The sequence below is a fragment of the Kitasatospora sp. NPDC093806 genome (assembly GCF_040683335.1).
In the GTDB taxonomy this organism is placed as follows: Bacteria; Actinomycetota; Actinomycetes; order Streptomycetales; family Streptomycetaceae; genus Kitasatospora.
The window spans coordinates 1-26,461 of record NZ_JBFBDO010000036.1 but is presented as its reverse complement, the minus strand read 5'-3'; the positions used below and the strand labels follow the sequence as shown (position 1 = coordinate 26,461).

General features: G+C 73.6%; 23 protein-coding genes and 1 pseudogene. 11 read left to right on the top strand and 13 right to left on the bottom strand.

Features of this window, described 5'->3' with window-relative positions:
- Nucleotides 1–5: 5 nt before the first annotated feature.
- Together AB0N76_RS19080 and AB0N76_RS19075 are read right to left on the bottom strand one after the other, a co-directional pair.
- Nucleotides 6–290 carry a DUF397 domain-containing protein gene (locus tag AB0N76_RS19080; RefSeq protein WP_363558588.1) on the bottom strand — a complete coding sequence of 95 codons (285 nt, stop codon included), beginning with the start codon at nt 288–290 and terminating at the stop codon, nt 6–8.
- 32 nt (nt 291–322) lie between these two features.
- Nucleotides 323–1,384, bottom strand: coding sequence for a Scr1 family TA system antitoxin-like transcriptional regulator (locus AB0N76_RS19075; protein WP_363558586.1), 1,062 nt, complete (start codon nt 1,382–1,384; stop codon nt 323–325).
- Between the two features lie 172 nt (nt 1,385–1,556).
- Between AB0N76_RS19075 and AB0N76_RS19070 the strand changes: the two genes are divergently transcribed.
- Nucleotides 1,557–1,964, top strand: coding sequence for a hypothetical protein (locus tag AB0N76_RS19070; protein WP_363558584.1), 408 nt, complete (start codon nt 1,557–1,559; stop codon nt 1,962–1,964).
- 122 nt (nt 1,965–2,086) lie between these two features.
- Nucleotides 2,087–4,018, top strand: coding sequence for a DUF1906 domain-containing protein (locus AB0N76_RS19065; protein WP_363558582.1), 1,932 nt, complete (start codon nt 2,087–2,089; stop codon nt 4,016–4,018).
- A 162-nt stretch (nt 4,019–4,180) separates the two neighbouring features.
- Here AB0N76_RS19065 and AB0N76_RS19060 read toward each other — a convergent pair whose 3' ends face one another.
- Together AB0N76_RS19060 and AB0N76_RS19055 are read right to left on the bottom strand one after the other, a co-directional pair.
- Nucleotides 4,181–5,017 (bottom strand): ABC transporter permease, encoded by an 837-nt coding sequence (locus tag AB0N76_RS19060; protein ID WP_363558580.1) that lies wholly within the window; start codon nt 5,015–5,017, stop codon nt 4,181–4,183.
- Nucleotides 5,014–5,922, bottom strand: a complete 909-nt coding sequence (locus tag AB0N76_RS19055) for an ABC transporter ATP-binding protein (RefSeq protein WP_363558578.1) — start codon at nt 5,920–5,922, stop codon at nt 5,014–5,016. Before AB0N76_RS19055 ends, AB0N76_RS19060 begins: the two co-directional genes overlap by 4 nt.
- A 132-nt stretch (nt 5,923–6,054) precedes the next feature.
- On the opposite strand from AB0N76_RS19055, the gene AB0N76_RS19050 reads away from it, so the two are divergent.
- Both AB0N76_RS19050 and AB0N76_RS19045 read left to right on the top strand, forming a co-directional pair.
- On the top strand, nt 6,055–7,299 hold the full coding sequence (locus AB0N76_RS19050) for a histidine kinase (RefSeq protein ID WP_363558576.1): 1,245 nt from the start codon (nt 6,055–6,057) through the stop codon (nt 7,297–7,299).
- Nucleotides 7,296–8,000, top strand: a complete 705-nt coding sequence (locus AB0N76_RS19045) for a response regulator transcription factor (RefSeq protein WP_363558574.1) — start codon at nt 7,296–7,298, stop codon at nt 7,998–8,000. The genes AB0N76_RS19050 and AB0N76_RS19045 overlap by 4 nt, the downstream gene beginning before the upstream one ends.
- A 69-nt stretch (nt 8,001–8,069) precedes the next feature.
- Here AB0N76_RS19045 and AB0N76_RS19040 read toward each other — a convergent pair whose 3' ends face one another.
- From AB0N76_RS19040 to AB0N76_RS19015, 6 genes are all read right to left on the bottom strand, one after another.
- Nucleotides 8,070–8,969, bottom strand: a complete 900-nt coding sequence (locus tag AB0N76_RS19040) for a helix-turn-helix transcriptional regulator (RefSeq protein WP_363558572.1) — start codon at nt 8,967–8,969, stop codon at nt 8,070–8,072.
- Between the two features lie 83 nt (nt 8,970–9,052).
- On the bottom strand, nt 9,053–9,892 hold the full coding sequence (locus AB0N76_RS19035; RefSeq protein WP_363558570.1) for a glucose 1-dehydrogenase: 840 nt from the start codon (nt 9,890–9,892) through the stop codon (nt 9,053–9,055).
- Between the two features lie 133 nt (nt 9,893–10,025).
- The gene (galK, locus tag AB0N76_RS19030) at nt 10,026–11,177 is read right to left on the bottom strand and encodes a galactokinase (protein WP_363558568.1); all 1,152 of its coding nucleotides are present in this window, start codon (nt 11,175–11,177) and stop codon (nt 10,026–10,028) included.
- On the bottom strand, nt 11,174–12,589 hold the full coding sequence (galT, locus tag AB0N76_RS19025; protein WP_363558566.1) for a galactose-1-phosphate uridylyltransferase: 1,416 nt from the start codon (nt 12,587–12,589) through the stop codon (nt 11,174–11,176). The genes galK and galT overlap by 4 nt, the downstream gene beginning before the upstream one ends.
- 193 nt (nt 12,590–12,782) lie before the next feature.
- Nucleotides 12,783–14,312, bottom strand: a complete 1,530-nt coding sequence (locus tag AB0N76_RS19020; RefSeq protein WP_363558564.1) for an MFS transporter — start codon at nt 14,310–14,312, stop codon at nt 12,783–12,785.
- A gap of 137 nt (nt 14,313–14,449) precedes the next feature.
- Complete coding sequence (locus tag AB0N76_RS19015) at nt 14,450–14,806, bottom strand: metalloregulator ArsR/SmtB family transcription factor (RefSeq protein WP_363558562.1); 357 nt, start codon at nt 14,804–14,806, stop codon at nt 14,450–14,452.
- Nucleotides 14,807–15,046: 240 nt separating this feature from the next.
- Here AB0N76_RS19015 and AB0N76_RS19010 point away from each other — a divergent pair, with 240 nt between their 5' ends.
- Nucleotides 15,047–15,919: a nuclease gene (locus AB0N76_RS19010; protein WP_363558659.1), complete on the top strand. Its 873-nt coding sequence runs from the start codon at nt 15,047–15,049 to the stop codon at nt 15,917–15,919.
- A gap of 139 nt (nt 15,920–16,058) precedes the next feature.
- On the opposite strand, the gene AB0N76_RS19005 is transcribed toward AB0N76_RS19010, so the two are convergent.
- A complete protein-coding gene (locus AB0N76_RS19005) occupies nt 16,059–16,988 on the bottom strand; it encodes an SDR family NAD(P)-dependent oxidoreductase (RefSeq protein WP_363558560.1) in 930 nt (309 codons plus the stop codon).
- A 528-nt stretch (nt 16,989–17,516) separates the two neighbouring features.
- Complete coding sequence (gene paaK, locus AB0N76_RS19000; RefSeq protein ID WP_363558559.1) at nt 17,517–18,845, bottom strand: phenylacetate--CoA ligase PaaK; 1,329 nt, start codon at nt 18,843–18,845, stop codon at nt 17,517–17,519.
- Nucleotides 18,846–19,193: 348 nt separating this feature from the next.
- Between paaK and AB0N76_RS18995 the strand changes: the two genes are divergently transcribed.
- From AB0N76_RS18995 to AB0N76_RS18975, 5 genes are all read left to right on the top strand, one after another.
- Nucleotides 19,194–20,105 carry an ATP-binding cassette domain-containing protein gene (locus tag AB0N76_RS18995; protein ID WP_363558657.1) on the top strand — a complete coding sequence of 304 codons (912 nt, stop codon included), beginning with the start codon at nt 19,194–19,196 and terminating at the stop codon, nt 20,103–20,105.
- Nucleotides 20,102–21,748 carry a hypothetical protein gene (locus AB0N76_RS18990; protein ID WP_363558557.1) on the top strand — a complete coding sequence of 549 codons (1,647 nt, stop codon included), beginning with the start codon at nt 20,102–20,104 and terminating at the stop codon, nt 21,746–21,748. Before AB0N76_RS18995 ends, AB0N76_RS18990 begins: the two co-directional genes overlap by 4 nt.
- Nucleotides 21,749–21,849: 101 nt before the next feature.
- On the top strand, nt 21,850–22,197 hold the full coding sequence (locus tag AB0N76_RS18985; RefSeq protein WP_363558555.1) for a GntR family transcriptional regulator: 348 nt from the start codon (nt 21,850–21,852) through the stop codon (nt 22,195–22,197).
- Entirely contained in the window at nt 22,194–23,222 is a 1,029-nt protein-coding gene (locus AB0N76_RS18980; protein ID WP_363558553.1) for a DUF1648 domain-containing protein, read from the top strand. The genes AB0N76_RS18985 and AB0N76_RS18980 overlap by 4 nt, the downstream gene beginning before the upstream one ends.
- 267 nt (nt 23,223–23,489) lie before the next feature.
- The gene (locus tag AB0N76_RS18975; protein ID WP_363558551.1) at nt 23,490–24,509 is read left to right on the top strand and encodes a permease; all 1,020 of its coding nucleotides are present in this window, start codon (nt 23,490–23,492) and stop codon (nt 24,507–24,509) included.
- A gap of 39 nt (nt 24,510–24,548) precedes the next feature.
- Here the strand turns inward: AB0N76_RS18975 and AB0N76_RS18970 are convergent, their stop codons facing one another.
- Nucleotides 24,549–25,775, bottom strand: coding sequence for an RNA-guided endonuclease TnpB family protein (locus tag AB0N76_RS18970; protein ID WP_363558549.1), 1,227 nt, complete (start codon nt 25,773–25,775; stop codon nt 24,549–24,551).
- 161 nt (nt 25,776–25,936) lie between these two features.
- On the opposite strand from AB0N76_RS18970, the pseudogene AB0N76_RS18965 reads away from it, so the two are divergent.
- Nucleotides 25,937–26,461: pseudogene (locus AB0N76_RS18965) on the top strand (hypothetical protein); the annotation flags it as partial.

The window sequence follows — 26,461 nt, the reverse complement described above, 5'->3', positions numbered from 1 at the left end:
GATGATCAGTGGTTGGGAAACTCGTCCGCGCGGATGGCGAGGAGGAAGGACCGCCAGGCGGGGGCGCGGAAGGAGAGGACAGGCCCCTCGGGGTCCTTGGAGTCCCGGACGAGCCGGCCGACGGCAGACTCAGCGGTCTCGACGCACTGGCCACCGTTCCCGCCGCTGTAGCTGGACTTGTGCCATGCGCAGGCGGGCGCACCGTGGACGGACTCGGCCACCTCGATGCAGTGACCTCCGTCATTGTCGCTGTAACTGGACTTCTGCCACGTGAGGTTGGAATCGTTCATCGGTGCGAACCTCTCACTACCGGCCGCGTCAGTCAGCAACCAGGGGCGCGGAATTCGTCGGCGCGGACGGCGTCGACGAAGGACTGCCAGGCGGGGGCGCGGAAGGAGAGGACGGGGCCCTCGGGGTCCTTGGAGTCACGGACCAGCCGGGTTGGACGGCCTCCGGCCACCTCGATGCAGTTTCCCCCGTTGTTGTCGCTGTAACTGGACTTGCGCCACATGGCTTTGGAGGTACTGGGCCCGGTGCGGGTCATGTTGAGCAGTCCTTCCCTCACGCTGCTGACCAACGCGGCGCTTTCGCTGGGAGAGAGCGCGTCCGCTAGCAGCCGATCATAGGCCAGCAGCCTCCGCTGAACCTCCCTCGGTTCCTCGATGAAATGCCCCTGGTCCAGACTCTCGGAGTAGAGCCTGCTCTTGCCGTCAGGTGCCGTGACGAATGTGACGAGCGTGCCGAAGGGGAGCCGCTCGCCGAGGCTGAACGGTGCGACCTGGTGGATGACGTTGGGGTGTCGCCCCATCAGAAGCAGGTGCCCGAGCTGCTCGTACATGACTTCGGGGCCGCCGACCATCGAGCGGATGGCCGCCTCGGAGTGCACCACGACGAGCAACGGCCCGTCGTCCTCGTACAGCCTGCGCTGCCGAGCGAGCCGGGACTCCACCCGTTCCTCGATCAGCTCAGGGTCGCCGGCTGCGGTGCCGGATCCGAACAGGGCGCGTGCGTACGCCTCGGTCTGCAGGAGACCCGAGACGCGGATCGGTTGGAACTCGCAGATCCGGCAGGCTTTCTCCTCGTAGATAGCGTAGCGACGGAACCAATCCGGGTGCTCGACCCTCGCGTACCAGTCGATCTCCTTCCACAGGTCCATCAGTGCGGTGCCCGTTCCCAGCAGGGCCTCCGCTCTGATGACGAAGTTCTCCTGGGGGTTGCGGTCGCCGGACTCGATGCGGGAGATGTGCGGGCGGCTGCACGGGATCGCCATGGCCAACTCGCCCTGCGAAATGCCCCTCGCCTCGCGGTAGTGCTGCAGCACGCCGCCGAACACGGCGGCTGGGCTCGATCGCAAGTTCCGATTGATTGGCCTCGAACGGGTCATGGCGTGCTCCCCCTGTGTCAGGACGTTCCCTGGAACCGGCAGGCCCCTGGTCACCGGATTCGGAACCGCCGATGCTTAATCGTGAATCCGGATAGACACTCGCGCCAGTGAGTGCACGAAGCGCCATGCCCGGCGCACGACAGCCCCTTTCACCCCACGAGGCGGCACAGCCATGCCCGAACCGCTTGACATCACCCCTGTCGATCAGCTCGCTTCCCTCCCCCGGCATCCCTCCTCCGCCACGGCCGCGCGGGTACTGCTCCGGGGCTTCCTGGGGGACGTCAAGGGTGGTGAACGATACGTCGATGACGGCGAATTGATCGTCACCGAGCTGGTCACGCATGCGGTGCTGCGGGAGCGGAAGCCCGAGCACCTCCTGCTGGACGTCCTCTTCGAGTACTCGGCGCCCACGGGGCTGCGGATCACCGTTCAGGACGTGGGGCTCCGGGGCAGACGAGCGGGAGAGGATCGTGCGGCCGGACTGGGTGTCGTGCACCAGCTCGCCTCAACCTGGGGGCGGGAGATCAGTGAAGGGGAACTCAGCACGCTGCTGGTCTGGGCTCAGCTCGCCCCGTGGTAGCTGGATTGTGGGTACTCGGAGCACTTAGTGTCTGCGGTCACAGGTACTGTCATCGGCGGTGATCCTATGTTCACCGGCCCGTCAGGGGACGGGCAGCCGCAATCGAGGGGGATCCATCCGTGATGTTCGGTAGTACTTCCGCGCCGCAGCGCTGGCGCGGTGCCGCCGCTGTGCTGGCTGCGGCGGCCCTGGTAGGGGGAGCGGCCGGGGCGGCCCAGGCGGCGCCCGCCGGTGACCCGGTGAAGAACGTCTCCTACCTCGGCCACACCTTCTCCGTCCCGGAGAGCTGGCCGGTCGTCGACCTGACGGCCGATCCGACCGCGTGCGTGCGGCTCGACCGCCACGCCGTCTACCTCGGCACGCCCGGCAGCGAGCAGAACTGTCCGGCCGGCCTGATCGGCCGCACCGAGACGCTGCTGGTCGAGCCCTTCGAGGCCGCCGCCACGGCGGCCGGTACGTCGGTGAGCGTCATGGACCACGAGGTCGTTGCCACCGCGTCGGGGATCCGGGCGACCGGCACCTACGACACCGACCAGGCGCTGGTCCGCCGCATCCTCGCCGGTGCCAAGCTGCCGACCGCCGCGCCGAAGGCCGACGGCAAGAAGGCCCAGGCCCCGTCCGCCAAGGCCCAGGGCGCGCCGTCGGCCGGCGAAACGTTCGCGCAGGCCCCCGCGGCCCTCGCGGCCGGGAACACCGCCGCGTCCGACCTGACCAACCACATCGGCCAGGGCTTCGACGCCTGCGCCGCGCCGGACAACGCCGCCATGGACGCCTGGCTGTCCTCGCCGTACCGCGCGGTCGGCATCTACATCGGCGGCAGCAAGCGCGCCTGCCGGCAGGACAACCTGAACGCCGCCTGGGTCCAGCGCCAGGCCAACAACGGCTGGAGGTTCCTGCCGATCTACGTCGGCGTCCAGGCGGCCGGGATCAACTGGGCCGAGGGCGACGGCTGGGCCGCCGCCGAGGACGCCGCCAACCAGGCCGTCTCGCTCGGTATAGGCCCCGGCGCGGTGCTGTACTACGACATGGAGTCGTACGACGTCGCCGCCTACTCGGCGAAGGTCCAGCCGTTCCTGTCGGCCTGGACCGCCCGTCTGCACGAGCGCGGCTACAACTCCGCCGTCTACAGCAGCAGCGCCACCGGGATCGCCGACCTGGTGGCCAACCAGTCCAGCGGCTACGCGATGCCGGACGCGCTGTTCACCGCCAACTGGAACGGCAAGGCCGACACCAACGACCCGAAGATCCCCGCGAACCTCTGGAACAACCACCAGCGGGCCCACCAGTACAAGGGCAACGTGGAGGAGACCTGGGGCGGCCGGAAGATCAACATCGACCAGGACTACCTGGACGTCCAGCTCCAGGCCCGGGTCCCGGGCCGCTCGCTGGTCGGCGTGTACCGCCCCACCACGCAGCAGTTCGCCCTCGCCGACGCGAACGGCAACCTCCTCGGCTCCGCGGTGTTCGGCAGCCCGGGTGACACCCCGCTGACCGGCGACTGGAACGGCGACACCAAGGACACCCTCGGCGTGTACCGATCCAGCAACTCCACCTTCTATCTGACGAACGACCAGTCCTCGGTGGCCATCGCCCGGACCTTCGGCATGCGTGGCGACATTCCCGTGGTGGGCGACTGGGACGGCAACGGCACCGACACCATCGGCGTGTTCCGGCCCTCCGATTCGGCGTTCTACCTGTCCAACAACAACTCCACCGTCGCGTACCGGGTGGAGATGGGCATGGGCGGCGACCTGCCGATCGTCGGCGACTGGAACGGCGACGGCAAGACCACCGTCGGCATCTACCGTCCGAGTACCCAGACATTCGTCATGAGCGACTCCAGCACCGCCGGCCAGGTGGACCACCTGGTCACCTTCGGCGACTGGTGGGACACCCCGATCGTCGGTGACTGGGACGGCGACGGCACCGACCAGGTAGGCGTCTACCGCCCCTCCGATTCGGGCTTCTACGGCGCGGCGAAGGACTCCGGCGCGCTGGTCTACAGCGTGAAGTTCGGCAGCGCGGGCGATGCCCCGGTGGTCGGTCGCTGGTAGTCCGCAGTACAGGACAACAGGGGCGGGTGGTCCCGGGCGTCGATCCCCGGGGCCGCCCGCCCTTCGTCGTCACAGCTCCCGGTGGACGATTCGGCGGACGAACTCCCGTACAGAAGAAGGTACTTCGAGGTGCGGGAGTTCGTCCGACCACCGGCCCGCCGGTCAGACGTCCCGGCGCCGGACCACCGTGGCCGCGACGGCCGCCGAGGCCAGCGCCCAGCCGGCCAGTGTCAGCCAGGAGCCGAGCACGGTCGGCGGGTACGCGCCCAGTGTCGCCGTGCTGTCGGGGTTGAGGGCCAGCCGGCCTTCCGCGGCGAGCGGCAGGTGGTTGCCGATCTCCTTCAGCAGCCGGTAGCGCTCCCCGCCGAAGAGCATCGGCAGGATGAACAGCAGCCCGACCACCCCCACGATGGACGCGGTGGCGTGCCGCAGCACCGCCCCGAACGCCATGCCGATCAGCGCGCAGACCGGCGCGAGGAGCGCGTAGCCGGCCACGGCCCGCGCGCAACCGGGGTCGGCGAGGGAGAGCCCGAGACGGCGGGAGGCGAGCATCGCGTTGGTGGTGAGGAAGGAGACCAGCGAGACGGCCGTGCCGAGCACCAGGGTGACCGTCGTGACCATGACGAGCTTGGCGCCGATCACCCCGCGCCGGTCCGGCGTGGCGACGAAGGTGGTCCGGATCTGCCCGGTCGCGTACTCGCCGAATACCGTGATCGCCCCGAAGCTCGCGGCGGCCAGCGCCATGACGTCGGCCGCGATGCTGCTCAGCCCGTGCCAGAGCGGGTCGTAGCGGTACTCCGGCATGCCGGGTAGCGCCGGCGGCGGATTGTCGATGTAGGGGAGGTCGCTGTGGACGGCGTTGACGTTGATCGCCAGCGCGACGAGGGCGCTCAGCGTGAGCACCCAGTACGTCGACCGGAGCGAGCGCGTTTTGATCCACTCGGCGGCGAGCAGGTCGGTGAACCGAGGGCGGTAGGCGGGCGAAGCGGCTGCGCTCATCGGGCGACTCCGGCGTGGTGGTCGGCGTGGTCGGCGGTCAGGGCCATGAACGCGGCCTCCAGAGACGGGGTGTGGTCCGCGAGTTGGTGCAGGACGTGGCCGTGGCGGTGGGCCAGCTCGCCGATCCGGGCGGCGGGCAGGCCGGTGACGCTCAGGTCGCGGAGTGCCGGTACCACGGTCCCGCCGGCCCCGGTCAGGACGGTGGCGAGCGCGCCCGCGTCCGCCGCCCGGACCGTCACGGCGGGTGCGGCGTGCCGGAAGGCGAAATCGGCGAGGCTCTCGTCGGCGACCAGCCGCCCCCGGCCGATCACCACCAGCCGGTCGGCGGTGTGCGCCATCTCGGCCATCATGTGACTGGAGACGAACACCGTCCGCCCCTCCTCCGCCAGCCGCCGGAACAGTCCGCGCACCCAGCGCACGCCCTCCGGGTCCAGCCCGTTGAGCGGCTCGTCGAAGATCAGCACCGGCGGGTCCCCGAGCAGCGCGCCCGCGATGCCGAGCCGCTGCTTCATCCCGAGCGAGTACCCGCCGATCCGCCGCCCGGCCGCCTTCGCCAGCCCGACCTCCGCCAGCACCTCCTCCACCCGGCCCGGCGGCAGCCCGTTGGCCCGGGCCAGCGCCCGCAGGTGCGCCCGCCCGCTGCGCCCGCCGTGGACGTCCCCCGCGTCGAGCAGCGCACCGACGTGCCGCAGCCCGCGCGGCCGGCCGGCGAACGGCACCCCGTCGACGGTGGCGGTGCCGCCGGTGGGCGCGGACAGACCGAGGATCATCCGCAGAGTGGTGGACTTGCCCGCGCCGTTCGGGCCGAGGAAGCCGGTGACCCGGCCGGCCGGGACGGTGAAGGTGAGGTCGTCGACGGCGAGGGCGTCACCGTAGCGCTTGGTCAGTCGGTTCGTTTCGATCACGGGACGACGATGCCCGGCGCGGGGTACCCGCCACAGCGACCCGGGGGCCACACCGCCGGCCCCTGGCCTGGCCCCGGGGCTTAAGCCCGTGGGCCGATGTCCGGGCCGAGGCGACTGGCTACGATCAGCCGGATGATCATCACGCGTCCTTCTTCTCCGCTGCTCCGGCGGGTGCCGCCGGCCGTCTGGGTGGGCGGCGGCTGGCTGACGGTCGTTCTGGTCCGTTCCCTCCAACGGCCGGACGAGCTGAGCCGGCTGTTCCGCTACCACGGCAACGTCGAGGACGCGCCGCTGCTGGTCACGGCCGTGGTGACGACGCTGGTCACGGCGCTGCTGGTGCGCGTGCCGGTGGCCGCCGTCGCGGTGGCGCTCGCCGGCACGGTGTACTCGCTCGGGATGGAAGTGAAGGCGACCTCGCACGTGCTCTTCCTGCTGACGGACGCCCTGGTCGGGTACACGGCCGCGACCCGCCCCCGCCGGACGTCCGCCCTGGCCGCCGCGCTGCCGGCCGGGGCGGTGGCCGCCGACACGGGGTGGCGGCTGGCCTCCGGCTACCCCGTCAACCCCTCGGTACCGGCCGCGCTGCTGTGCACGGTGGCGGTGGCCTGGCTGGTCGGTCACGCCGTCCGCCAGGACCGGGCGCACACGGCGGAGGTCCGCGCCAGGGCGTCCCGGCAGGCGCTCACCGACGAGCGGCTGCGGATCGCCCGTGAGCTGCACGACGTGGTCGCGCACAACATCGGCATCATCGCCATCCAGGCCGGGGTGGGCAGCCGGGTGATGGACACCCAGCCCGCCGAGACCCGCAACGCGCTGACCGCCATCGAGGCCACCAGCCGGGACACCCTGGCCGGCCTGCGGCGGATGCTCGGCGCGCTGCGCCGGGGCGAGGAGGAGGCGGCTCCGCTCGGCCCGACGCCCGGTCTGGACCGGCTGGACGAGCTGGTGGCGCGGACGGCCGCGGCCGGGGTCCGGGTCGAACTGGTCCGGCGCGGCGAGGGCCCCGGGGGGTCGGCCGCCGGACTGGGCGCGCTGCCGCCGGACGTCGACCTGGCCGCGTTCCGGATCGTCCAGGAGTCGGTGACCAACGTGGTGCGGCACGCCGGCACCCGGGACTGCACCGTGACGGTCGAACGGACCGCGGCTGCGGTGACCGTCACCGTCGTCGACCTGGGGTGCGGCCGTGCACCGGCCGGGGAGGCGAACGGGGGCGGCGGCGGCAACGGCGACGGCTACGGCTACGGCTACGGCTACGGGCTGACCGGGATGCGCGAGCGGGTCACCCTGCTCGGCGGCGAGTTCAGCGCCGGGCCGCGCCCCGGCGGCGGGTTCCGGGTGGCGGCCCTCCTGCCCCTGCCCGAGGAGGTGGGCCGGTGATCCGCGTCCTCCTGGTCGACGACCAGCCGCTGATCCGCACCGGCCTGCGGGTGCTCATCGCCGACACGCCCGACCTGGAGGTCGTCGGCGAGGCCGCCGACGGCGCGGAGGCGGTGGAACTGGCCCGCGCGCTGCGGCCGGACGTCGCGGTGATGGACATCCGGATGCCCGGGATGGACGGCATCGAGGCGACCCGCCGGATCGTCGCGAACCGCGCGGCGGCAACCCGCGTCCTGGTCCTGACCACCTTCGACGACGACGAGTACGTCTACGGGGCGCTGCGCGCCGGGGCGAGCGGGTTCCTGGTCAAGGACATGGCACTGGAGAGCATCCTGGACGGCATCCGCGTGGTCGCGGCCGGGGACGCCCTGCTCGCGCCGGGGGTGACGCGCCGGCTGGTCGCCGAGTTCGCGGCCCGGCCGGAGCCCGCCGGCCGGGCCGACCGCGGTGCCCGGGCGGTGGAGGAGAGCGGGGCGGCGGCTCGGCTCGCGGCGGCCGGCGTCACCGAGCGGGAGCGCGAGGTGCTGACGCTGGTCGGGCGCGGCCTGTCGAACGCGGAGATCGCCGAGCAGTTGGTGATCAGCCCGGCCACCGCCAAGGCGCACGTGGCGCGGCTGTTCACCCGCCTGGACGCCCGGGATCGGGTCCGGCTGGTGATCCTGGCCTACGAGTTCGGCCTGGTCGAGCCGTCGTCGCCCTGACCGCCTTCCTGACCGCCTTCCTGCTTTTCACCCTGACCGCCGACTCGGCCCCCGCCCGGGCCGTCGATGTCAACGGGACGCCGCACGGTCCTCCGCCTGCTGCACCGGGGCGGTGCGGCCGGCGTCCCAGGCGAGCAGCATCCGTAGGGCGTCGTGGGACGGGCTGCCCGGTTCGGCGGCGTAGCTGATCAGCGCCTGGCCGGGCTCGGAGGCGGGGCGCAGGGTGTCGTAGTCCAGTTCCAGGGTGCCGACCAGCGGGTGGTGGAACACCTTGCGGCCGGAGGTCTTGTCGCGCACCGGGTGCTCGGCCCACCAGCGACGGAACTCCTCGCTGCGCATGGACAGTTCGCCGATCAGTTCGGCGAGCTTCGGGTCGTCGGGGCGGCGGCCGGCCTCCAGGTGGAGGAAGGCGACGGTCTCCCGGGCGCAGGTGGCCCAGTCCGCGTAGAGGTCGCGGGAGCCGGGGTCGAGGAAGGTGATCCGGGCGATGTTGCGCTCGGCCGGGGGCAGCGCGCCGTAGTCGCCGAGCACCAGGGCGCCGGCCCGGTTCCAGGCCAGGACGTCCATCCGGTGGCCCATCACCAGGGCGGGCACGTCGGTCAGCCCGGCGAGCAGCCGGGCCATCATCGGCCGGACCTGCTGCGGGGCGGACGCGGCGCGGGCCCAGCGGGTGCGGTCGGGCCGGGTGCGGGCGAGGCGGTGCAGGTGACCGGACTCCTCGGCGTCCAGGCGCAGCGCCCGGGCGATGGCGTCGAGCACGGCGTCCGAGGGGTTGCCGACCCGGCCCTGTTCGAGCCGGGTGTAGTAGTCGACGCTGACCCCGGCGAGCTGGGCGAGCTCCTCGCGGCGCAGGCCGGAGACCCGGCGGCGGCCGCCGAAGTCCGGCAGGTCGACGTCCTCGGGCCGGAGCCGGGAGCGGCGGGTCCGCAGGAACTCGTTGAGGCTGATCGCTGCACTGGTGCTGCTCATGGGGCCCATTCTCGCTGGAGGGGGTGCCCGTCAGCCTGGCCCTGGGAGGACCAGGCTGACGCGACGGCGGGCCGGTGACGGTTTCACCAGGTGTTGGCGACGGCGACCACACCGCCGTCGACCACGATGTCCTGGCCGGTGATGTAGGAGGCGCGGGGCGAGAGCAGGAAGGCCACGGTCTCGGCGACGTCGGCGGCCTCGCCGAGCCGGCCGAGCGGCACCTGGGCGAGCGCGCCGTCCTGGTCCGACTGCTCGGTGAGGACCTCGTGGAACATCTCGGTGACGATGTAGCCCGGGCTGACCGAGTTGATCCGGATGCCGCGCCCGGCGAACTCGTGGCCGAGGGTGCGGGCGAGGTTGTGGACGGCCGCCTTGCTGGCCGCGTACACCGGGGCGTTGGGCAGGCCGCGGTGCAGCGTCCAGGAGGCGTTGAGAACGATCGAGGCGCCGCCGGACGCCTTCTCCAGCAGTGGGAGGGCGTGCTGGACGGTGAAGAAGACGCCCTTGAAGTTGACGCCCACGGTGCGGTCGAAGCTCTCCTCGGTCACCTCGGCCGGGAGCTCGAAGACGCCCACCCCGGCGTTGGCGAACACCCCGTCGAGCCGGCCGTACCGCTCCCCCACCAGCTCGGCGAGCCGGGCCAGGTCGGCGGGCTTGGCGGAGTCGGCGCGGACCGCGAACACCCGGTCACCGGCGTCGAGTTCGGCCTCGGCGCGGCGCAGGCGGGCGTCGGTGCGGCCGGTGATGACGACGTCGGCGCCGGCGTCGAGGAGGCGGCGGGCGGTGGCGAGGCCCATGCCGCTGGTGCCGCCGGTGATGAGGACGACCTTGCCGGCGAACTCGCCGTCGTGGGCGGTGGGGGCGGTGGGGGCGGGGGTGGTCGGGGTGACGGTGGGGGTCTGGGTTGCGTTGATCTCGGTCATGGGTCCACCTTCGCCGCCACCCGGCGGGACCAACCAGGCCCGCCGTTGCCTGGGTCCGGCAGGACCACCCTGGGCTGTCGCCGGACGGCTTCCCCCTCCCGGGTGCGCCGGGCGCCCGGGAGGGGTGGGTGCCTCAGGACAGTCGGCGGGCCCCCTCGGACGGCACGGCCCGGTACACCCGCGGTTCGGCGTGACCCGCGAACGCGGAGGCTCCGGTGACCGCCTTGACCACGGTGTCCGCCACCGCCGTCTCCACCAGCGCGATCACCGAACCGCCGAACCCGCCGCCGGTCATCCGTGCCCCGAGCGCCCCGGCGGCGACGGCGGTGGCGACGGCGAGGTCGGTCTCCGGGCAGGAGGTCCGGTAGTCGTCGCGCAGCGAGGCGTGGCCGGCCGTCAGGATCGGGCCGAGCGCCGCCGGCCCGCGCCGCTCCAGTTCGGCGACGGCCTGCTCGACCCGCCCGTTCTCGGTCACCACGTGCCGCACCAGCGGGACCAGTTCGGCCGGGAGCCGGTCGAGGGCGGCGGGCAGGTCGGCGGCCGCGAGGTCCCGCAGGGCGGGCAGCCCGAGCAGTTCCGCCGCTCGCTCGCACCCCGCCCGCAGCGCGGCGTAGGCGCCGTCGGCGAGGTCGTGCTGCACCCGGGTGTCGATCACCAGCAGCGCCAGGTCCGCGCCCGCCAGGTCGAGCGGGACATGACGGGCGGACAGGTCGCGGGCGTCCAGGTGCAGGGCGGCCCCGGCCCGGCAGGTCATCGAGGCCATCTGGTCCATGATCCCGCAGGGCACACCGACGAACTCGTTCTCCGCCCGCTGCGCGAGCAGCGCGAGCCCCGGCGCGTCGAGCCCGAGCCCGTGAAGGTCGTTGTAGGCGATGGCGACGGCGCACTCCAGGGCGGCCGAGGAGGAGAGACCGGCGCCGCCGGGCACGTCGCTGTCGAGCAGCACGTCCGCCCCGCCGACCGGGTGGCCCGCCTGGCGCAGCGTCCAGACGACGGCCGCCGGGTACGCCGCCCAGCCGCTCACCCCGCCCGGGGCCAGCGCGGCGACGTCCAGCTCGACGACCTCGCCCGGCACCCGGGTCGAGCTCAGCCGCAGCACGCCGTCGGCCCGGCGGCGGACCTGCGCGCGGACGGACTGCGGCAGGGCGATCGGCAGCACGAACCCGTCGTTGTAGTCGGTGTGTTCGCCGATCAGGTTCACCCGGCCGGGGGCCGCCCAGACGCCCTCGGGGGCGTGGCCGTAGAGGCGCTCGAAGGTGCCGGTGGTATCGGTGGTGGTCGTCACTGTTGCTCTCCGTCGGTTGCGGGCGTGGGCGTGTTGGTGGGCGCGTTCTCGGACGTGGGCGCGTTCTCGGGCGTGGGCGCGTTCTCGGACGTGGGCGCGTTCTCGGACGTGGGCGCGTTCTCGGGCGTGGACGGGGTTGTGGTGGCCACCTCGCGCAGGCGCCGGGCGGCGTCCTCCGGGGCGACGTCGTTCATGAAGGCCTCCATCCCGGACTCGGTACCGGCCAGGTACTTGAGCTTGTCGGCGGTCCGCCGGATGGTGAACAGCTCCAGGTGGAGGGCGAGTTCGTCACCGCCCTCGGCCGGGGCCTGGTGCCAGGCGGCGATGTACGGGGCCGGGACGCGCCGCCCGGCGGCCGCGCCGTCGGCGCCGCCGTCCACGAAGAGGCGGTCGAGGCGGCGCAGCAGGTCGAGGTAGAGCCGGGGGAACTCGGCGCGTTCGGGCTCGGTGAGGTCGGTGAGGTCGCGGACCCGGCGGTTCGGGTAGAGGTGCACCTCGTAGGGCCAGCGGGCGGCGAACGGGACGAAGGCCGTCCAGTGCTCGCCGGCGAGGACCAGCCGTTCGGAACCGGTGCGTTCTGCGGTGATCAGGTCCTCGAAGAGGTTGCGGCCGGTGCGGGCGCGGCGGCGGGCCGCCTGCTCGATCATCCGGGTGGTGCGCGGGGTGACGAACGGCAGGGCGTAGATCTGGCCGTGCGGGTGGGCGAGGGTGACGCCGATCTCGGCGCCGCGGTTCTCGAAGCAGTAGACCTGGCGGACGCCGGGCAGGGTGGCGAGTTCGGCGGTGCGGTCGGTCCAGGCGTCCAGCACCAGGCGGGCCCGGTCCTCGGAGAGCTCGGCGAAGGAGGCGTCGTGGTCGGCGGTGAAGCAGACCACCTCGCACCGCCCGACGCCCGGGCCGCGGGCGTACAGCGGGTCGTCGAGGTCCGGTGGCACCGGGTGGTCGCCGGGGCCGCCCGCGAGGGAGGGGAAGCGGTTCTCGAAAACGGCGACCTGGTAGTCCGCCGCCGGGATCTCGCTGAGCCGGCCGTCGCGGCTCGGGCAGAGCGGGCACTCGTCGGCGGGTGGACGGTAGATGCGGGCCTGGCGGTGGGCGGCGACGGTCACCCAGGCTCCGGTCAACGGGTCCCGCCGCACCTCGGAGGAGGGCACGCCGGGCTCCAGCGGCCGCCGATCGACGGCCTCCCGTCCGGCGGGCGGCGCGCCGCGGTCGTAGTAGATCAGCTCACGGCCGTCGGCCAGCTTGGTGACGGTCCTGGTCGTCGAGCCGGTCGGGCCGGTCGCGTCGGCTGTGTCGGCTGTGTCGGCTGTGTCGGCTGTGCCAGCCGTGCCGGCTGTGTCGGCTGATTCGACTGTGCCGGTCGCGTCGCTCGCGTCGGCCGTGTCGGTCGCCTTGGTCACCGCTCCGGCCATGGCGTGCTCCCTGTCGTGGGGCTTCCCTTCAAGAACATGAACAAACAATATCGAACATGAACCAACATCCGCGCCAGGTCGGGCGCCCGGAAAACAGGCCGCGCCCCCGGACCCCGAGGGGCGGTCCGGGGGCGGCTCGGGGGCGCTGGGCCGGGTGGGCGGGTCCCGGCCGGACGGGGCCCGGTGGTGGGCGTCAGTGCGGGGTGACGCCGGGGGCCGGACGGTGGTGGTGCCGGTGGTGGACCAGCGGGCCGCCGGACGAGCCGAACAGGGGGCGACGGCGGGGCGGACGGCGCGCGTAGTGGTGGACCCGGAGCGCGGCGGGCGCGAGCCGCACCGGCGAGGCGGCGGACGGGAGGGCGGACGGGGTACCGGCGGACGGGGTCGCCGTGGCCTGGACGGCGGCCGGGGCGCCCCGCCACGCCCGGGTCGCCAGGACGGCGGCCAGCAACGCGAGCACGCCGAGCGCGACGGTGGCGGCGGGGAGACCGGCGGTGGCGCCGAGCCAGCCCGCCAGCGGGTAGGCGACCAGCCAGCAACCGTGCGACAGCGAGAACTGAGCAGCGAAGGCGGCCGGCAGGTCCGAGGCGGGCACCGCCGCCCGCAGCAGTCGGCCGCCGGGGGTGAGGATCAGCGAACCCGCCGCGCCGAGCCCCGCCCAGAGGGCGAGTAGCGCGGGCCAGCGCCATCCGCCGCCGCCCGCCCCGGCGCCCACCGTGGTGACCACGGCCAGGGCGGCGAGCAGGCCCGCGATGGCGAAGGCGGCGGGCAGCATCACGGTCCGGTCGGCCACCCGATCCAGCACCTTGGGCAGCAGCAGCGCGACGATCATCGAACCGCCGCCGTATGCGCCGAGGGCGAGCGGCACGTCACCCGCCGGACGGCCGAGCTGGTCGCGGACGTAGACGACGGTGTTGACGATCACCATCGCGCCACCGGCGGCGACGGCGAGGTCCAGGGCGAGCAGCGCGCGCAGGCGCGGCACCGAGAGGAAGAGCCGGATCCCGGCGAGGGAGCGGGCGGCGAGCGGCCGGGCGGTGTCCGCGCCGTCGCGGGCCGCGCCCTCCTGAGCGCCGCCCTCCTGAGCCTTGGCCTGCAGCGCCTTGTCCCCCCGAGCCTTGGCCTCCCGGGCCTTGCCGGACCGGACCGCCGCCACGCCCGGCAGGGCGACCGAGACCACCAGGACCGCCGAGGCGAGGAACCCGACCACCGTCCCCCAGAACAGCCAGCGGTAGCCGACCAGGGCCAGCAGCCCGGCGGCCAGCGCCGGGCTGACCAGGCTCTCCGTGTCGTAGGCGAGCCGGGAGAGCGACAGGGCGCGGGTGTAGTCGCGCTCCTCGGGCAGTACCTCGGGGATCACGGACTGGAAGGCCGGCGTGAAGGTCGCCGAGGCCGCCTGCAGGACGAATATCAGCAGGTAGACCTGCCAGACGGACCCGACGAACGGCAGCCCGAGCGCCACTCCCGCCCGGGCCAGGTCGGCGGCGACCAGCAGCCGGCGGCGCGGGATCCGGTGCGCGAGCGCGGCGACGACGGGGGCGATGCCGACGTACGCGACCATCTTGATCGCCAGGGCCGTGCCGAGCACCGAGCCGGCGGAGGCGCCGGCCAGGTCGTAGGCGAGCAGGCCCAGCGCCACCGTGGCCAGGCCGGTCCCGGCGAGGGCGACCACCTGGGCGGTGAACAGGTGCCGGTAGGTGCGGTCTCGGAGGACGGAGAGCATCGGGAGACTCCGTTCGGACTCGGCGCGCGGGTCGATCCGGCGCGAACCAGGGACGTCTCCTCCAGGATAGGACAACATGTGCATACGTGTGCACCTGTTGGCGATAAAAAGGCCCGCGGGCCCCGGGGACGGCGGGCTCAGTCGTGCGGCGGCAGCCCGCTGATCTGGTGGTCGGCGACGTTCAGCGCCTCGTGGACCAGCCGCCGCAGGTGCCCGTGCCGCAGTGCGTAGACCACCCGGCGACCATCCTTGCGGGTCGAGACCAGGCCGGCCAGCCGCAGCTTGCCGAGGTGCTGGCTGACCGACGGGCGCGCCGCGCCGCAGGCCTCGGTCAGCGTCGTCACATCGGCCTCCCCCTCGCTCAGCCGCTGCATCAGGGCGAGCCGGGTGCGGTCGGCGAGCAGGGCGAGGATGCCGGCGGCGACGTCCAACCGTTCGTCCACGCCGGACTCCTGCGACACATGTGCACCTGATACCTGGAGGCTCCCGCTCATGGCCTCATGGTAGAGGGCGCGCGGCCTCCGCTCACCCGCCCCGCAGTGCCCGGTTCACGCCGTACGCAACCAACGCGCCCCCGCTGTTCACCCGCGCGTCCCCCCACGTCACCGGCCCACGCCGCCAGAATGAGGGCCGCCCACCGGTACCCGCACCTGCACCCGTCCGCGCCCACCAACGCACTCGCACCCGCGCCCGCACTCGTCCGCACGCACGCACCAACGGAGGCGACCGTGTCCATGCTTGCCATCAAGGGGACGTACCGGATCCTCGACAGCCAACCCGACGGCGACACCGTCCACTTCACCCCGCAGGACCCGGGCTTCTGGCACGACGTCCCCGGCCGGAACCGGATCAAGCGCAACAGCCACGGCGGCGGCAGCATCCGGATGGACGCGATCGACGCGCTGGAGACCCACTACCAGGGCGTCGGCCCCGGCACCGTCCACCAGCCGCTCGACCTCGGCGCACACGCGGCGCGCGACGAGCTCGTCTCCTGGCTCGGCTTCACCGGCGTCGTCCGCAACGCCGACGAGAAGGTCACCGCCGCGACGCCGGAGACCGTGCCCGGGTTCGTGCTGAGCAGCGGCGCGGACGCCTACGGCCGCTGCATCGGCCTGGTCGGCCGCGGCGACCTGCCGCACGGCACGCACAGCGGCGACCGCGTCACCGTCACCGTCGATCTGCTCCGGCAGACCGCCAACCACCACCTCCTCGCCCGGGGCCTGGTCTACCCGACCTTCTACAGCAGCCTGCCCGAGGTGCTGCGGGTCGACCTCGCCGCCGTCGCCCGCCAGGCCCGCGCCGCGAAGGCCCCCGACAGCGTCTGGCAGCACGACCTCACCACCGACGGCGCCAAGGTGGACGACCTCGCCTCGATCACCGACCAGCTGGTGCTGCTGCCCAAGCTGTTCCGCCGACTCGCCGACTACATCCGGCTGTTCGGCCCCGCGCTGGACTCCTTCCCGGCCTACCTGGCCGGCGAGGGCGAGGAGTTCCACGTCCCCGAACAGGCGACGGCGATCCGCGGGCTCCAGCACCTGATCGAGATCACCGGCAACACCGTCCGGATGACCCGCCCGATCGAGGAGATCGTCCTCGTCGAGAAGTGACCCGCGGCCGTGCCGGCCCGCCCCGCCCAGCCCGCACCGGCCACCCGTCCGCCCGCCGAGCACGGGCGGGTGGGCGGGCGGGGCGGACTGCATGGCGCGGCGCGGAGCCGGGCTTGGGTCCCGCCGTGAGCCCTGACGGTCAGGCCCGGCTGCCGACCAACTGATCCGCGAGCTTGACCAGCCGCCGCTGCGACCGCTCCTCCTGGACCACCGGTGCGGTGGCCGCGACCGAACCTCCTTCGTAGTAGTGACCGTTGACCACCGTCGTGGTCGGCAGGCAGAGCCGGACGACCGCCGCCGCGCCCTCCGCCGCCGGCGCGCCGACCCGGCCGTACAGCGGGAGCAGGGCGGTGTCGCACAGGCCCGGGTTGAGGCTGACCGCCGTGACACCGGAGCCGGCCGGGGCCATCTCGGCGGTGGCCATGGTGAGCGCCAGCTGCGACTGCGCGTAGGCGGCGACCCGCGAGTACTTCTTCACCCGGTGCGGGTCCGACCAGTTCATCGACGCGGTGCGGTGCAGCGAGGAGGAGACGTTGACGACCCGAGCGTCCCCGGCCGCCGCGAGCGGCGCCCGCAGCAGCTTGGACAGCAGGTGCGCGGCAAGGAAGTTGACCTGGAGTGAGACCCCGTTTCCGTCGTCGGTGAGGGTGCAGCGCTCGGGCGCCATCACGGCGGCGTTGTTGACCAGCAGGTCCAGCGCCGGGTAGTGCTTCACGACCGTCCCGGCCAGCACCGCGACCTCCGAAAGGCGGGTGAAGTCGGCGGCCAGCTCGACCAGTTGATCCCGCCGCACCCCGGCCGCCACCAGCCGCTCGACGGCGTCCTCGGCCTCGGCCGTGGAACGCGCGTGCACCAGGACGGTGGCGCCCAGCCCGGCCAGCAGCCGGGCGGTCTCCCAGCCGATGCCGGAGGAAGCTCCGGTCACCAGGGCGGTACGGGCGGAGAGCGGCAGGGAGTCGGTGGACTTGGTGTTGGCGGGGTCGGTGAGGTCGGTGAGGTCGATGGATTCGGTGAAGTCGGCGGTCTCGGCGGTCTCGGTGGAGTTGGCGGACAGAACGGCGTCGGACATGACCCATCCAAGGGTGCGGGCACCGGCGGGGTGCGAGGAGGCGCGGGCGGTCCGGCCCGGCGCGCCCACGGGCCGCGGGTGCGGGAAAGGCGGGAGGGGCTCTCCCGGGGGAGGGACGCGTCCACTCCCCCACCCGGCCGGCGGGCGAGGGGGCGGACGGCGTGGCGCGGGCGCGGCCGGGAACGGCGACGGCCCGGGCACCCGTACGGCGGCGAAGCGGGGAGGCTCGGCCTACCGGACGGCGGCGGTGACCGCGACGGCGACGGGCGTCACGGCGACGGCCCCGGGCCGCGTATGCGGCGGGCGGTCGTGGTGGCGTGTCGAGCGGTTCACGTCACCCATCCAAACCCCGCCGACACCCGCCGGACAAGCCCGCCGCCGCGTCCTGACGGCCCCCTGACGCCGCCCTGACGCCCCTTTGACGCGGATCGCCGACGGGCGCGTCGGCGGGGCACCGCCTCTCCTCCCTCTCCTCCCTCTTCTCCTCCTTTCGTCCGCTTCTCCTCCCTCAGGCTTTCTCAGCCTCCCTCAGCTCTCCCGGAGGTCGGCGATCCGGCGGATCTTCCCGACCGACCGCTCCAGGCTGTACGGGTCCAGCACCTCGACGTCCACACTCACCCCCACTCCATCCTTCACGCTCCGCACGATCGCCGCGACCGCCGCCTCCCGCTGCTCGGAGCCGGCGTCCGGGCGCGCCTCCACCCGCACCGTCATGTGGTCCAGCCGGCCCCGGCGGGTCAGCCTCAGCTGGAAGTGCGGCGCCACGCCCGGGACGCGCAGCAGGATCTCCTCGATCTGGGTCGGGAAGACGTTGACCCCGCGCAGGATGATCATGTCGTCGCTGCGCCCCGTCACCTTGGCCATCCTGCGGAACGCGGGCCGCGCGGTGCCCGGCAACAGGCGGGTGAGGTCGCGGGTGCGGTAGCGGATCACCGGCAGCGCCTCCTTGGTGAGCGAGGTGAAGACGAGCTCGCCGCTCTCGCCGTCCGGCAGCACCTCGTCGGTCAGCGGGTCGACCACCTCCGGGTAGAAGTGGTCCTCCCAGATGTGCAGGCCGTCCTTGGTCTCCACGCACTCCTGGGCGACGCCGGGCCCCATCACCTCGGAGAGCCCGTAGATGTCGACGGCGTGGATGCCCATCCGCCGCTCGATCTCCGCGCGCATCTCCTCCGTCCACGGTTCGGCGCCGAAGATCCCGACCCGCAACGAGGTGCCGCGCGGGTCGACGCCCTGCTTCTCGAACTCGTCGAGCAGGGTGAGCAGGTAGGACGGGGTGACCATGATGACCTCGGGTTCGAGGTCCTGGATCAGCTGGACCTGCCGGGCCGTCATCCCGCCGGACGCGGGGATCACCGTGCAGCCGGCCCGTTCGGCGCCGGCGTGCGCGCCCAGGCCGCCGGTGAACAGTCCGTAGCCGTAGGCGATGTGCACCGTCTGGCCGGGCCGCCCGCCGGCCGCCCGGATGGACCGGGCGACGACCTCGGCCCAGACGTCGAGGTCGTGCTCGGTGTAGCCGACCACGGTGGGCCGGCCAGTGGTCCCGCTGGAGGCGTGGATCCGCCGGACCCGCTCCCTCGGGACGGCGAACATGCCGAACGGATAGGTCTCGCGCAGGTCGGCCTTGGCGGTGAAGGGGAAGCGGGCGAGGTCGGCGAGGGTGCGGCAGTCCTCGGGCACGACTCCGGCCGCGTCGAACTTCCGGCGGTAGAGCTCGACGTGGTCGTAGGCGTGGCGCAGCGTGGCCCGCAAGTGCTTGAGCTGGTGCGCCCGCAGCTCCTCGCCGGTCATCCGCTCACCGGCGTCCAGCAGGTCGTCCGGCGGCGCCTCGCCGAGGCCTACCGGTGCTCCGTTGCTCATCGCGCCTCCCATGCATCACTGGCACACAAACCGAATGATCGGTCGGCCCCGATTGGGGCCAAGTAACTCAGTGCCCGAACCACGTGTCAAGGTCTGCCGCGCTGGTCGGGGCCGTTCTTGCCGGGAATCCTCCCCGCCGAACGGCCCGCCCACCACTGTCGAAAGGCAGGTCTGACCCCTGACGAAAGACAAGCCCCCATCTCTGCCGAAAGACAGATGGCAAGGGCCCGGTGGTCGGGAAAGCTCTCCCACGTCACCGACCGACCACCCCTCACACCGACCGGGAGAGCGGAGCCCATGAGCCGACCCGACGTCAGACTCCACCCCGACCACCACCGCCCGGCACCCCTGCTCGAACTCACCGACGTCAGCAAGGTCTACCGGGGCGGCAAGCGCGCCGTCGACGGTCTCTCACTGCGGCTCGGCCCCGGACTGCTCGGCCTGCTCGGCCCGAACGGCGCGGGCAAGTCCTCGCTGATGCGGATCATCGCCACCGTCACCCGGCCCACCTCCGGCCGGCTCGCCTACCAGGGCGCCGACGCGCTCGCCCGGCCCGATCTGCTCCGCCGTGAGCTCGGCTTCCTCCCGCAGGACTTCGGCGTTCACCCGAACCTCACCGCACGCGAGTTCCTCGCCTACCTGGCCGCCGCCAAGGGTCTGTCCGCCCGCTCCGCCCGGGCCCGGATCGACGAACTGCTTGCCCTGGTCAACCTCACCGAGGCCCTGCGGCGGCCGCTCGGCGCGTACTCCGGTGGCATGCTGCGCCGGGTCGGCATCGCCCAGGCCCTGCTCGACGACCCGCGCGTCATCGTCGTCGACGAGCCCACCGCCGGGCTCGATCCGGAGGAGCGGGTGCGCTTCCGCAACCTGCTGAGCGCGCTCGCCGCCGACCGTGTGGTGCTGCTCTCCACCCACATCGTCTCGGACGTCGAGTCGGTGGCGGGGGACATCGCGGTCGTCGCGGGCGGGCGGCTGCTGCGCCGGGGCAGCCCCGAGGAGTTGCGACACGGCCAGCACGGCCGGGTGTGGGAGGTGCCGGTCGACCAGGCCGCGGTGGCCGCGATGCAGGAGCGGTATGTCGTGAGCCGGATGGTGCGCACCGGCGACGGCCGGGTCCGGCTGCGGCTGCTCGCGGACACCGCGCCGTCCGCCGAGGCCACTGCGGTCCCGCCGGACCTGGAGGACGCCTACCTCGGGCTGGTCCGACCGGCATTCGCCGGGTCGGCCGCCGCCCCGGCCCGGGCGGAGGTGCGGCGATGACCGGACGCCTCGCCACCGGGGCGGGCACCCTCCCCCGCCCTCCCCATGCCGCCCTCCCCAACCACCTCGCGCGTCTCGGCCGGCTGGCGGTCGGCGACTTCCGGGACCGGGTCCGCCGGCCCGCGTACGCGGTGACGCTGCTGGCCGCCGTCGGCCTCGGCCTGCTGGCCGTCCCGCCCGCCGACGGGCACTGGGCGATCCTCGCGCTCGGCCCGTACCGGGGCACCTACAACAGCGCGTACGTCGGCACCGCGACCGCCCTGGCCGGCGCGCTCTGGCTCACCCTCGGCGGGTTCTACGTGGTCCGCAAGGGCCTCGGCCGCGACGAGGAGACCAGGGTCGGCCAGATCCTGGCCGCCTCCCCGCTGCGGACGGCCGACCTGCTGCTGGCCAAGTTCCTCGGGAACCTCTTGGTGCTCGGATCGATGCTCGGCGTGCTGGCGCTCACCGCGCCCGCCCTGCAACTGGTCCGCGGCGAGGACCGCGCGCTCGACCCGGTCGCGCTCTTGACGCCGTTCCTGGTGCTGACGCTGCCGCTGCTCGCGGTGACGGCGGCGGTGGCGGTCCTGTTCGAGACGGTGCCGCTGCTGCGCGGCGGGCTGGGCAACGTGGCCTGGTTCGCCTTCGCTCCCACCCTGATGATCGCCGGGGAGGCGCCCGGCGCGCCGTTCGGCGGGCTGGGCCTCGGCCCGGCCGCCGCCTCGCTGCGCGAGGGGCTGGCCGCGCGCGGGGTCGACCTCGGCGGCGACGACTTCAGCCTGGGCCTGACCAGGGTGGACGCTCCGCTGGAGCCGTTCCCCTGGGACGGCGCGGGGTTCGACGGCGGGTTCCTGGCCCAGCGGCTGCTGCTGGTCCTGTTCGCGGTGGCGCTCGCCGCGCTGCCGGCCCTCTGGTTCGGCCGCTTCGACCCGGCTCGCGGCAGGGGCGGGCGACCGGGCCCGCGCCTCGCCCCGGAAACCCCCGTCGTCGTCCCCGTCTCCGCCCCGCTCGCCCTCCCCCACACCCCGCCCGCCCGGGCCTCGGCCGTTCGCGGCTTCGGCCGGCTGCTCGCCGGGGAGGTGCGGATCCTGTGCGGCGACGCCTCGCGCTGGTGGTGGTCGGCCGCCGCCGGGCTGGTCGTCGCCGGGCTCGCCGTCCCGTCGGACACCGGCGTCGGCGCGGTCCTGCCGGCCGCCTGGGTCTGGCCGGTGCTCCTCTGGTCCCGTCTCGGCAGCCGCTCGGCCGAGTACGGTCTGGAGTCCCTGCTCGGCGCCTACCCGGCCGCCCGAGCGCGACTCCTCGCCGAGTGGACGGCCGGCGTCGTCCTGACCGCCCTGCTCGGCTCCGGGGTCCTGGTCCGCCTGGTGACGGCCGGCGACACCGCCGGGGTGGCCGCCTGGTCGGCGGGCGCCCTCTTCATCCCCTCGCTCGCCCTCGCCCTCGGCACCCTCTCCCGCACCCACCGTCTCTTCCAGGCCCTCTACCTCCCCCTCTGGTACCTGGCGGTGAACCAGGTCGCCACCCTCGACTTCATGGGCACCGTCCGCCGAGCCGGCCACCCTGCCGGCCCCTCCCCCGTCCTGGTCACCGCCGTCACCCTCGCTCTGCTGACCCTCACCCTCCTCACCACCAGCACCCGCCGCACCTTCCGGGACCGGCCGTGACGGACCTGCCTCCGGCCGTCCCGTCGGCCCACACCCCGTCACCACGGCCACCACCCACCACCATCTGATGATCCTCATATGGTGCTACTGTCACTAGCACCATGTTGCTGAAGCTGGACGCTGCGGACCCCCGCCCGCTGCATGAGCAGGTCGCGGGGGCGATCCGCCGGGCCGTCGCCGAGGGCGAGTGCGCACCCGGCGAACGGCTGCCGCCCGCCCGGGAGTTGGCGCGGGCGCTCGGGGTCAACTCCAACACCGTGCTGCGCGCCCTGCGGGTGCTGCGCGACGAGGGGGTGCTGGAGTTCCGCCGGGGTCGCGGCATCACCGTCGCGCGGGGCGCCGACCGGCGCGCCGAGCTGCTGGACGCGGCGCGCCGCCTGGTCGCGGACGCGGCCCACGCGGGCTTCAACAGGGAGGAACTCATCGAGATGATCAGGGGGCTGGAATGAGCGACGCTTCGCGGAAGGACGGACACACGGAAACCGGACCGACCGAGAACGCCCAAGTCGACCAGGCAGCCGATCGGGCAGTCGGCTGGGGCGCCCCGGTGTGGGCCGTCGGAGTGCTGGCGCTGCTGCTCGCACTGCCGCTGGCGGCGCACGGGCGGCTGCCGGAGCCGATGGCCACGCACTGGGACGGGGAGCGGCCGGACGACTCGATGTCGCTGACCGGCGCGATCGCCTTCCCCGCCGCGTTCTGGCTGGTCGCGGTCGCCGCCGCGGCCGTCGCCCGCCGACGGGGTGGGACTCAGGCCCGGCAGTTGGCCGGGGCCGGGCTGGGCTTCGGCGGCGTGCTGCTGGTCGGCGCGCAGGCCTCGATCGTCGCCGCGAACCTGGACCGTCCGTCCTGGCAGGAGGCCCGTCCGATCGGCTTCGAGGTGCTGGCGGCCGTGGTGGCGGCGCTCGCGGCGGGCGGTCTCGGCTGGTGGCTGGTGGCCCGCGACGCCCCGGGTCCGCGGCCGGTGACAGCCGCCGACGGCCCCCGGCTCGACCTGCCGGACGGGCAGCGCGCCGTCTGGCTGTCCCGGACGGTGAACCCGTGGCTCGGCGTGCTCGCCGCCGTGACCGGGCTCGGCGCGGCGGGGTCCGCGCTGATCGCGGTCACCGGACTCGGCGGCCCGGGGTGGGCGCTGGCCGTGCCGCTCACGGTGGTCGCGGTGACGGGCGCCGGCTGCTCCTCCGTCCAGGCGCGGGTGACCGAGCGCGGTCTCGACGTGGCGTTCGGCCCGCTCGGCTGGCCGTCCCGGCACTGGTCACCGGCGGACGTCGCCTCGGCCCGGGCCGAGCAGCGCACCCCCGCCCAGGTGGGCGGCTGGGGCTACCGACTGAGCGGACTGGGCACGACGGTCATGCTGCGGCGCGGCGAGTGCCTGGTGGTCGAGCCGCGCGAGGGCGTGGACTTCGCGGTGAGCGTGGACGACGCCGAGCGGGGCGCCGCCCTGCTGAACACCGTGGCCGCCCGCCGGGCCGGCTGACCGGCGCACCCGCCGGAGAGCCCGTCGCCCGGCGGCCCAACCGGCAACCGGGTGCAGCAGGTTGACGCCCCACCGGCGTCCCGGAGGAGCCCCTCCGCGAACGTGACACTACCGGAGCGCGACTCGCGGGTGAAGGCCTAGATGAAAGTGATTATCAACGCTACTCTGCCTCCGAGCTCACCATCTGACGGTGAGCAGACAGGACTTGCCGCCCCCCGCCCGCGACCCGTGGTGGGCGGGCGGCGGGCGAGCTGAGGAGCGGTCACCGTGGTGGAGACGAGTCTCGGCAGCGTCCCGCGGATCCAGGCGTCACCGGCGGCCACCCCGCCGCAGCGGCGCCGGGGCACGGGCCGTCTGCTGACCGGGGCGCTGGTGGTCGCGGCCATCGCCGCGCCGGTACTGGCCTGGGCCTGGGACACCGGCGGCGTCCGCGCCTGGCGGACCCTGCTGGTAGCCATCGTGGTGCAGGGCCTGCCGTTCCTGGTACTCGGCACGATCGTCTCGGCCGCCATCGGGGCGTTCGTCCCGGCACGGGTCTTCGCCCGGCTGCTGCCCCGCAACCCCGCCCTTGCCGTCCCGGTGGCCGGGGTCGCGGGCGCCGTCCTGCCGGGCTGCGAGTGCGCGTCCGTCCCGGTCGCCGGGAGCCTGATGCGGCGCGGGGTCGCCCCGGCCGCCGCGCTCGCGTTCCTGCTCGCCGCGCCCGCCGTCAACCCGGTCGTCCTGGTCTCCACCGCGATCGCCTTCCCGGACGCACCCGAGATGGTCTTCGCCCGGCTGGGCGCCTCGCTCGCCACGGCACTCGTCATGGGCTGGCTCTGGGTCGCCTTCGGCCGCCCGGAGTGGCTGCGCCTGCCCAAGGGCCCGGCCGAGCACGGCGCCGGACGCAACCCGCTGGACGAGTTCCGGCGCGGCCTCCAGCACGACTTCCTGCACGCCGGCGGCTTCCTGGTGGTCGGCGCGGCGGCCGCCGCGACGTTCAACGTGCTGGTCCCGCCGTCCGTGCTGCGCACCTTCTCCGACTCACCCTGGCTGGGCGTCCTCGCCCTCGCGGTGCTCGCCGTCGTCCTGGCCGTCTGCTCGGAGGCGGACGCCTTCGTCGCCGCCTCCCTCACCGGCTTCTCCCCCACCGCCCGGCTGGCGTTCCTGGTGGTCGGCCCGATGGTCGACCTCAAACTGATCGCCCTCCAGTCCGGCTCCTTCGGCCGGGCCTTCGCCGCCCGCTTCTCCAGCGCCACCTTCGTCGTCGCCGTCCTCGCCAGCATCCTGACCGGAGGGATCCTGCTTTGACTTCCTCCCCGTCCTGACGACCGGGGATCCCCACCAGCCCTAGGACCGGTTGCCGCTTGTGCGGCGCGCCTCGCGGCGCGGGTGTTCCTGCTTCGTCGCCGACCGCACCCGAGAGGACTCGGAATGGCTGACATCAGCTCCACAGGCATCGCCCGGACGTTCCCGGGCTACGGCTCGACCAGCCGCAAGGATGTTCTTCGCCGCGTTGAGGTCCCGGTCGTGCCGGGTGCGGCAGGTCGGGCACGTCCAGCGCCGGGTACTCAGGGCGAGCTCGGCGAGGAGGTGTCCGCAGTGGGAGCAGGTCTTCGAGGACGGGTACCAGCGGTCGATCACGACGAGCCAGCGCCCGTGGCGTTCGGCCTTGTACTCCAGCTGCCGCCGGAACTCGCCCCACCCGGCGTCGCCGATCGACCGCGACAGCCTGCGGTTCCTGACCATGCTTGCGACTGCGAGGTCCTCGATGGCGATCAGGTCGGCGTTGCGGACGATGTTCGTGCTGGTGCGGTGGAGGAAGTCGGCGCGGGCGTTGCGGACCTTGCGGTGGGCTCGGGCGACCTTCGCCTTGGCCTTGCGCCGGTTCATCGAGCCGCGTTCGCACCGTGCCATGCGCCGCTGGTAGCGGGCGAGGTTGGCGGCCTTGCGTTCCAGGTGGCGGGGGTTGGCGATCCGGTCCCCGTCACTGGTGACCGCGAAGTCCCGGAGCCCGAGGTCGATGCCGATCCCGTGCCCGACGGGTTCCGCCGCGGCCGGGGCTTCGGTGTCCACGGCGAACGTCACGTACCAGCGGCCGTCCGGGTCACGCGAGATCACGACCATCGTCGGGTCCAGCGAGGCGAGTTCCACACCGTCGAAGGACCACACGAAGGACAAGGGCGCGGTGGTCTTCGCCAACCGCAGCTCGCCGTTGTTCATGCGGAACGCCGAGCGGGTGTAGTGCGCCGACTGCCGCGAGCCGCGGTTCTTGAACCGGGGGTACTTCGCCCGTCCGGCGAAGAAGTGGGCGAACGCGGTGTGCTGGTGGCGGAGCGTCTGCTGCAACGGGACCGACGACACCTCGGACAGGAACGCCAGCTCCTCGGTGCGCTTCCAGGCGGTCAGCGCCGCGTCGGTCTCCTTGTACGAGGTCCGGGTCCCGTCCTCGTGGTAGGCGCGGTGCCGTTCGGCGAGCGTCTTGTTCCACACCAGGCGTACACAGCCGAACGTGCGACCGAAGACGGCCGCCTGCTCGGAGTCCGGGTAGGCCCGGCACTTGTACGCCGTCCTCACGGGCTCACCTTAACTACTTGTCCACGACGCGAGTATTCGCGGTACCGCCGGCCCTACGCCGGTGACCTTCGTTCCTGGTCGGTCTCGATCGCGACGGATCGCTCCCGACGGGGTCCACATTCCTCCCGGCCCGGAGGCCGGGACTCTCTCTGGAGGATCAGGTGACCGCCACCGTCCGTACCCTGCGCGCCCGGTTCCGGGGGCTCGCGCCGTCGTTGTTGCTGGTCCTGGTGGGGGCCGCGTTGCTGCGGATCACCGTGGGCAGTGATGTGTTCCTGCAGTACGTCAAGGAGGGGCTGCGGCTGCCACTGATCGCCTCGGGGGTGATCCTGGCCGGGCTCGGCGTCGCCGGGACGGTGGTCCGGCTCACCGAGCGGCGGCGTGAGCCCGTCCTGGAGTTCCGCCGGGACGCGGAGGGGAACGCGGTGTGGCACGTACCACACGGCGGCGCCGGTCACGCGCACGACGAGCACGGGCATGAGGCCCACGACGAGCACGGGCACGACGGCCACGGGCACGGGCACGGTCCCCGGGTGGCGTGGCTGCTCGCCGTGCCGGCCGTGCTGCTGCTCTGCTTCGCCCCGCCCGCGCTCGGTTCGTTCACCGCCTCGCGCGACGGTGCCGACGCCACCGTCGACACCGCCGCCTACACCGCGGCGCTCGCCGCGCCCCCGCCCGCCCCGGCG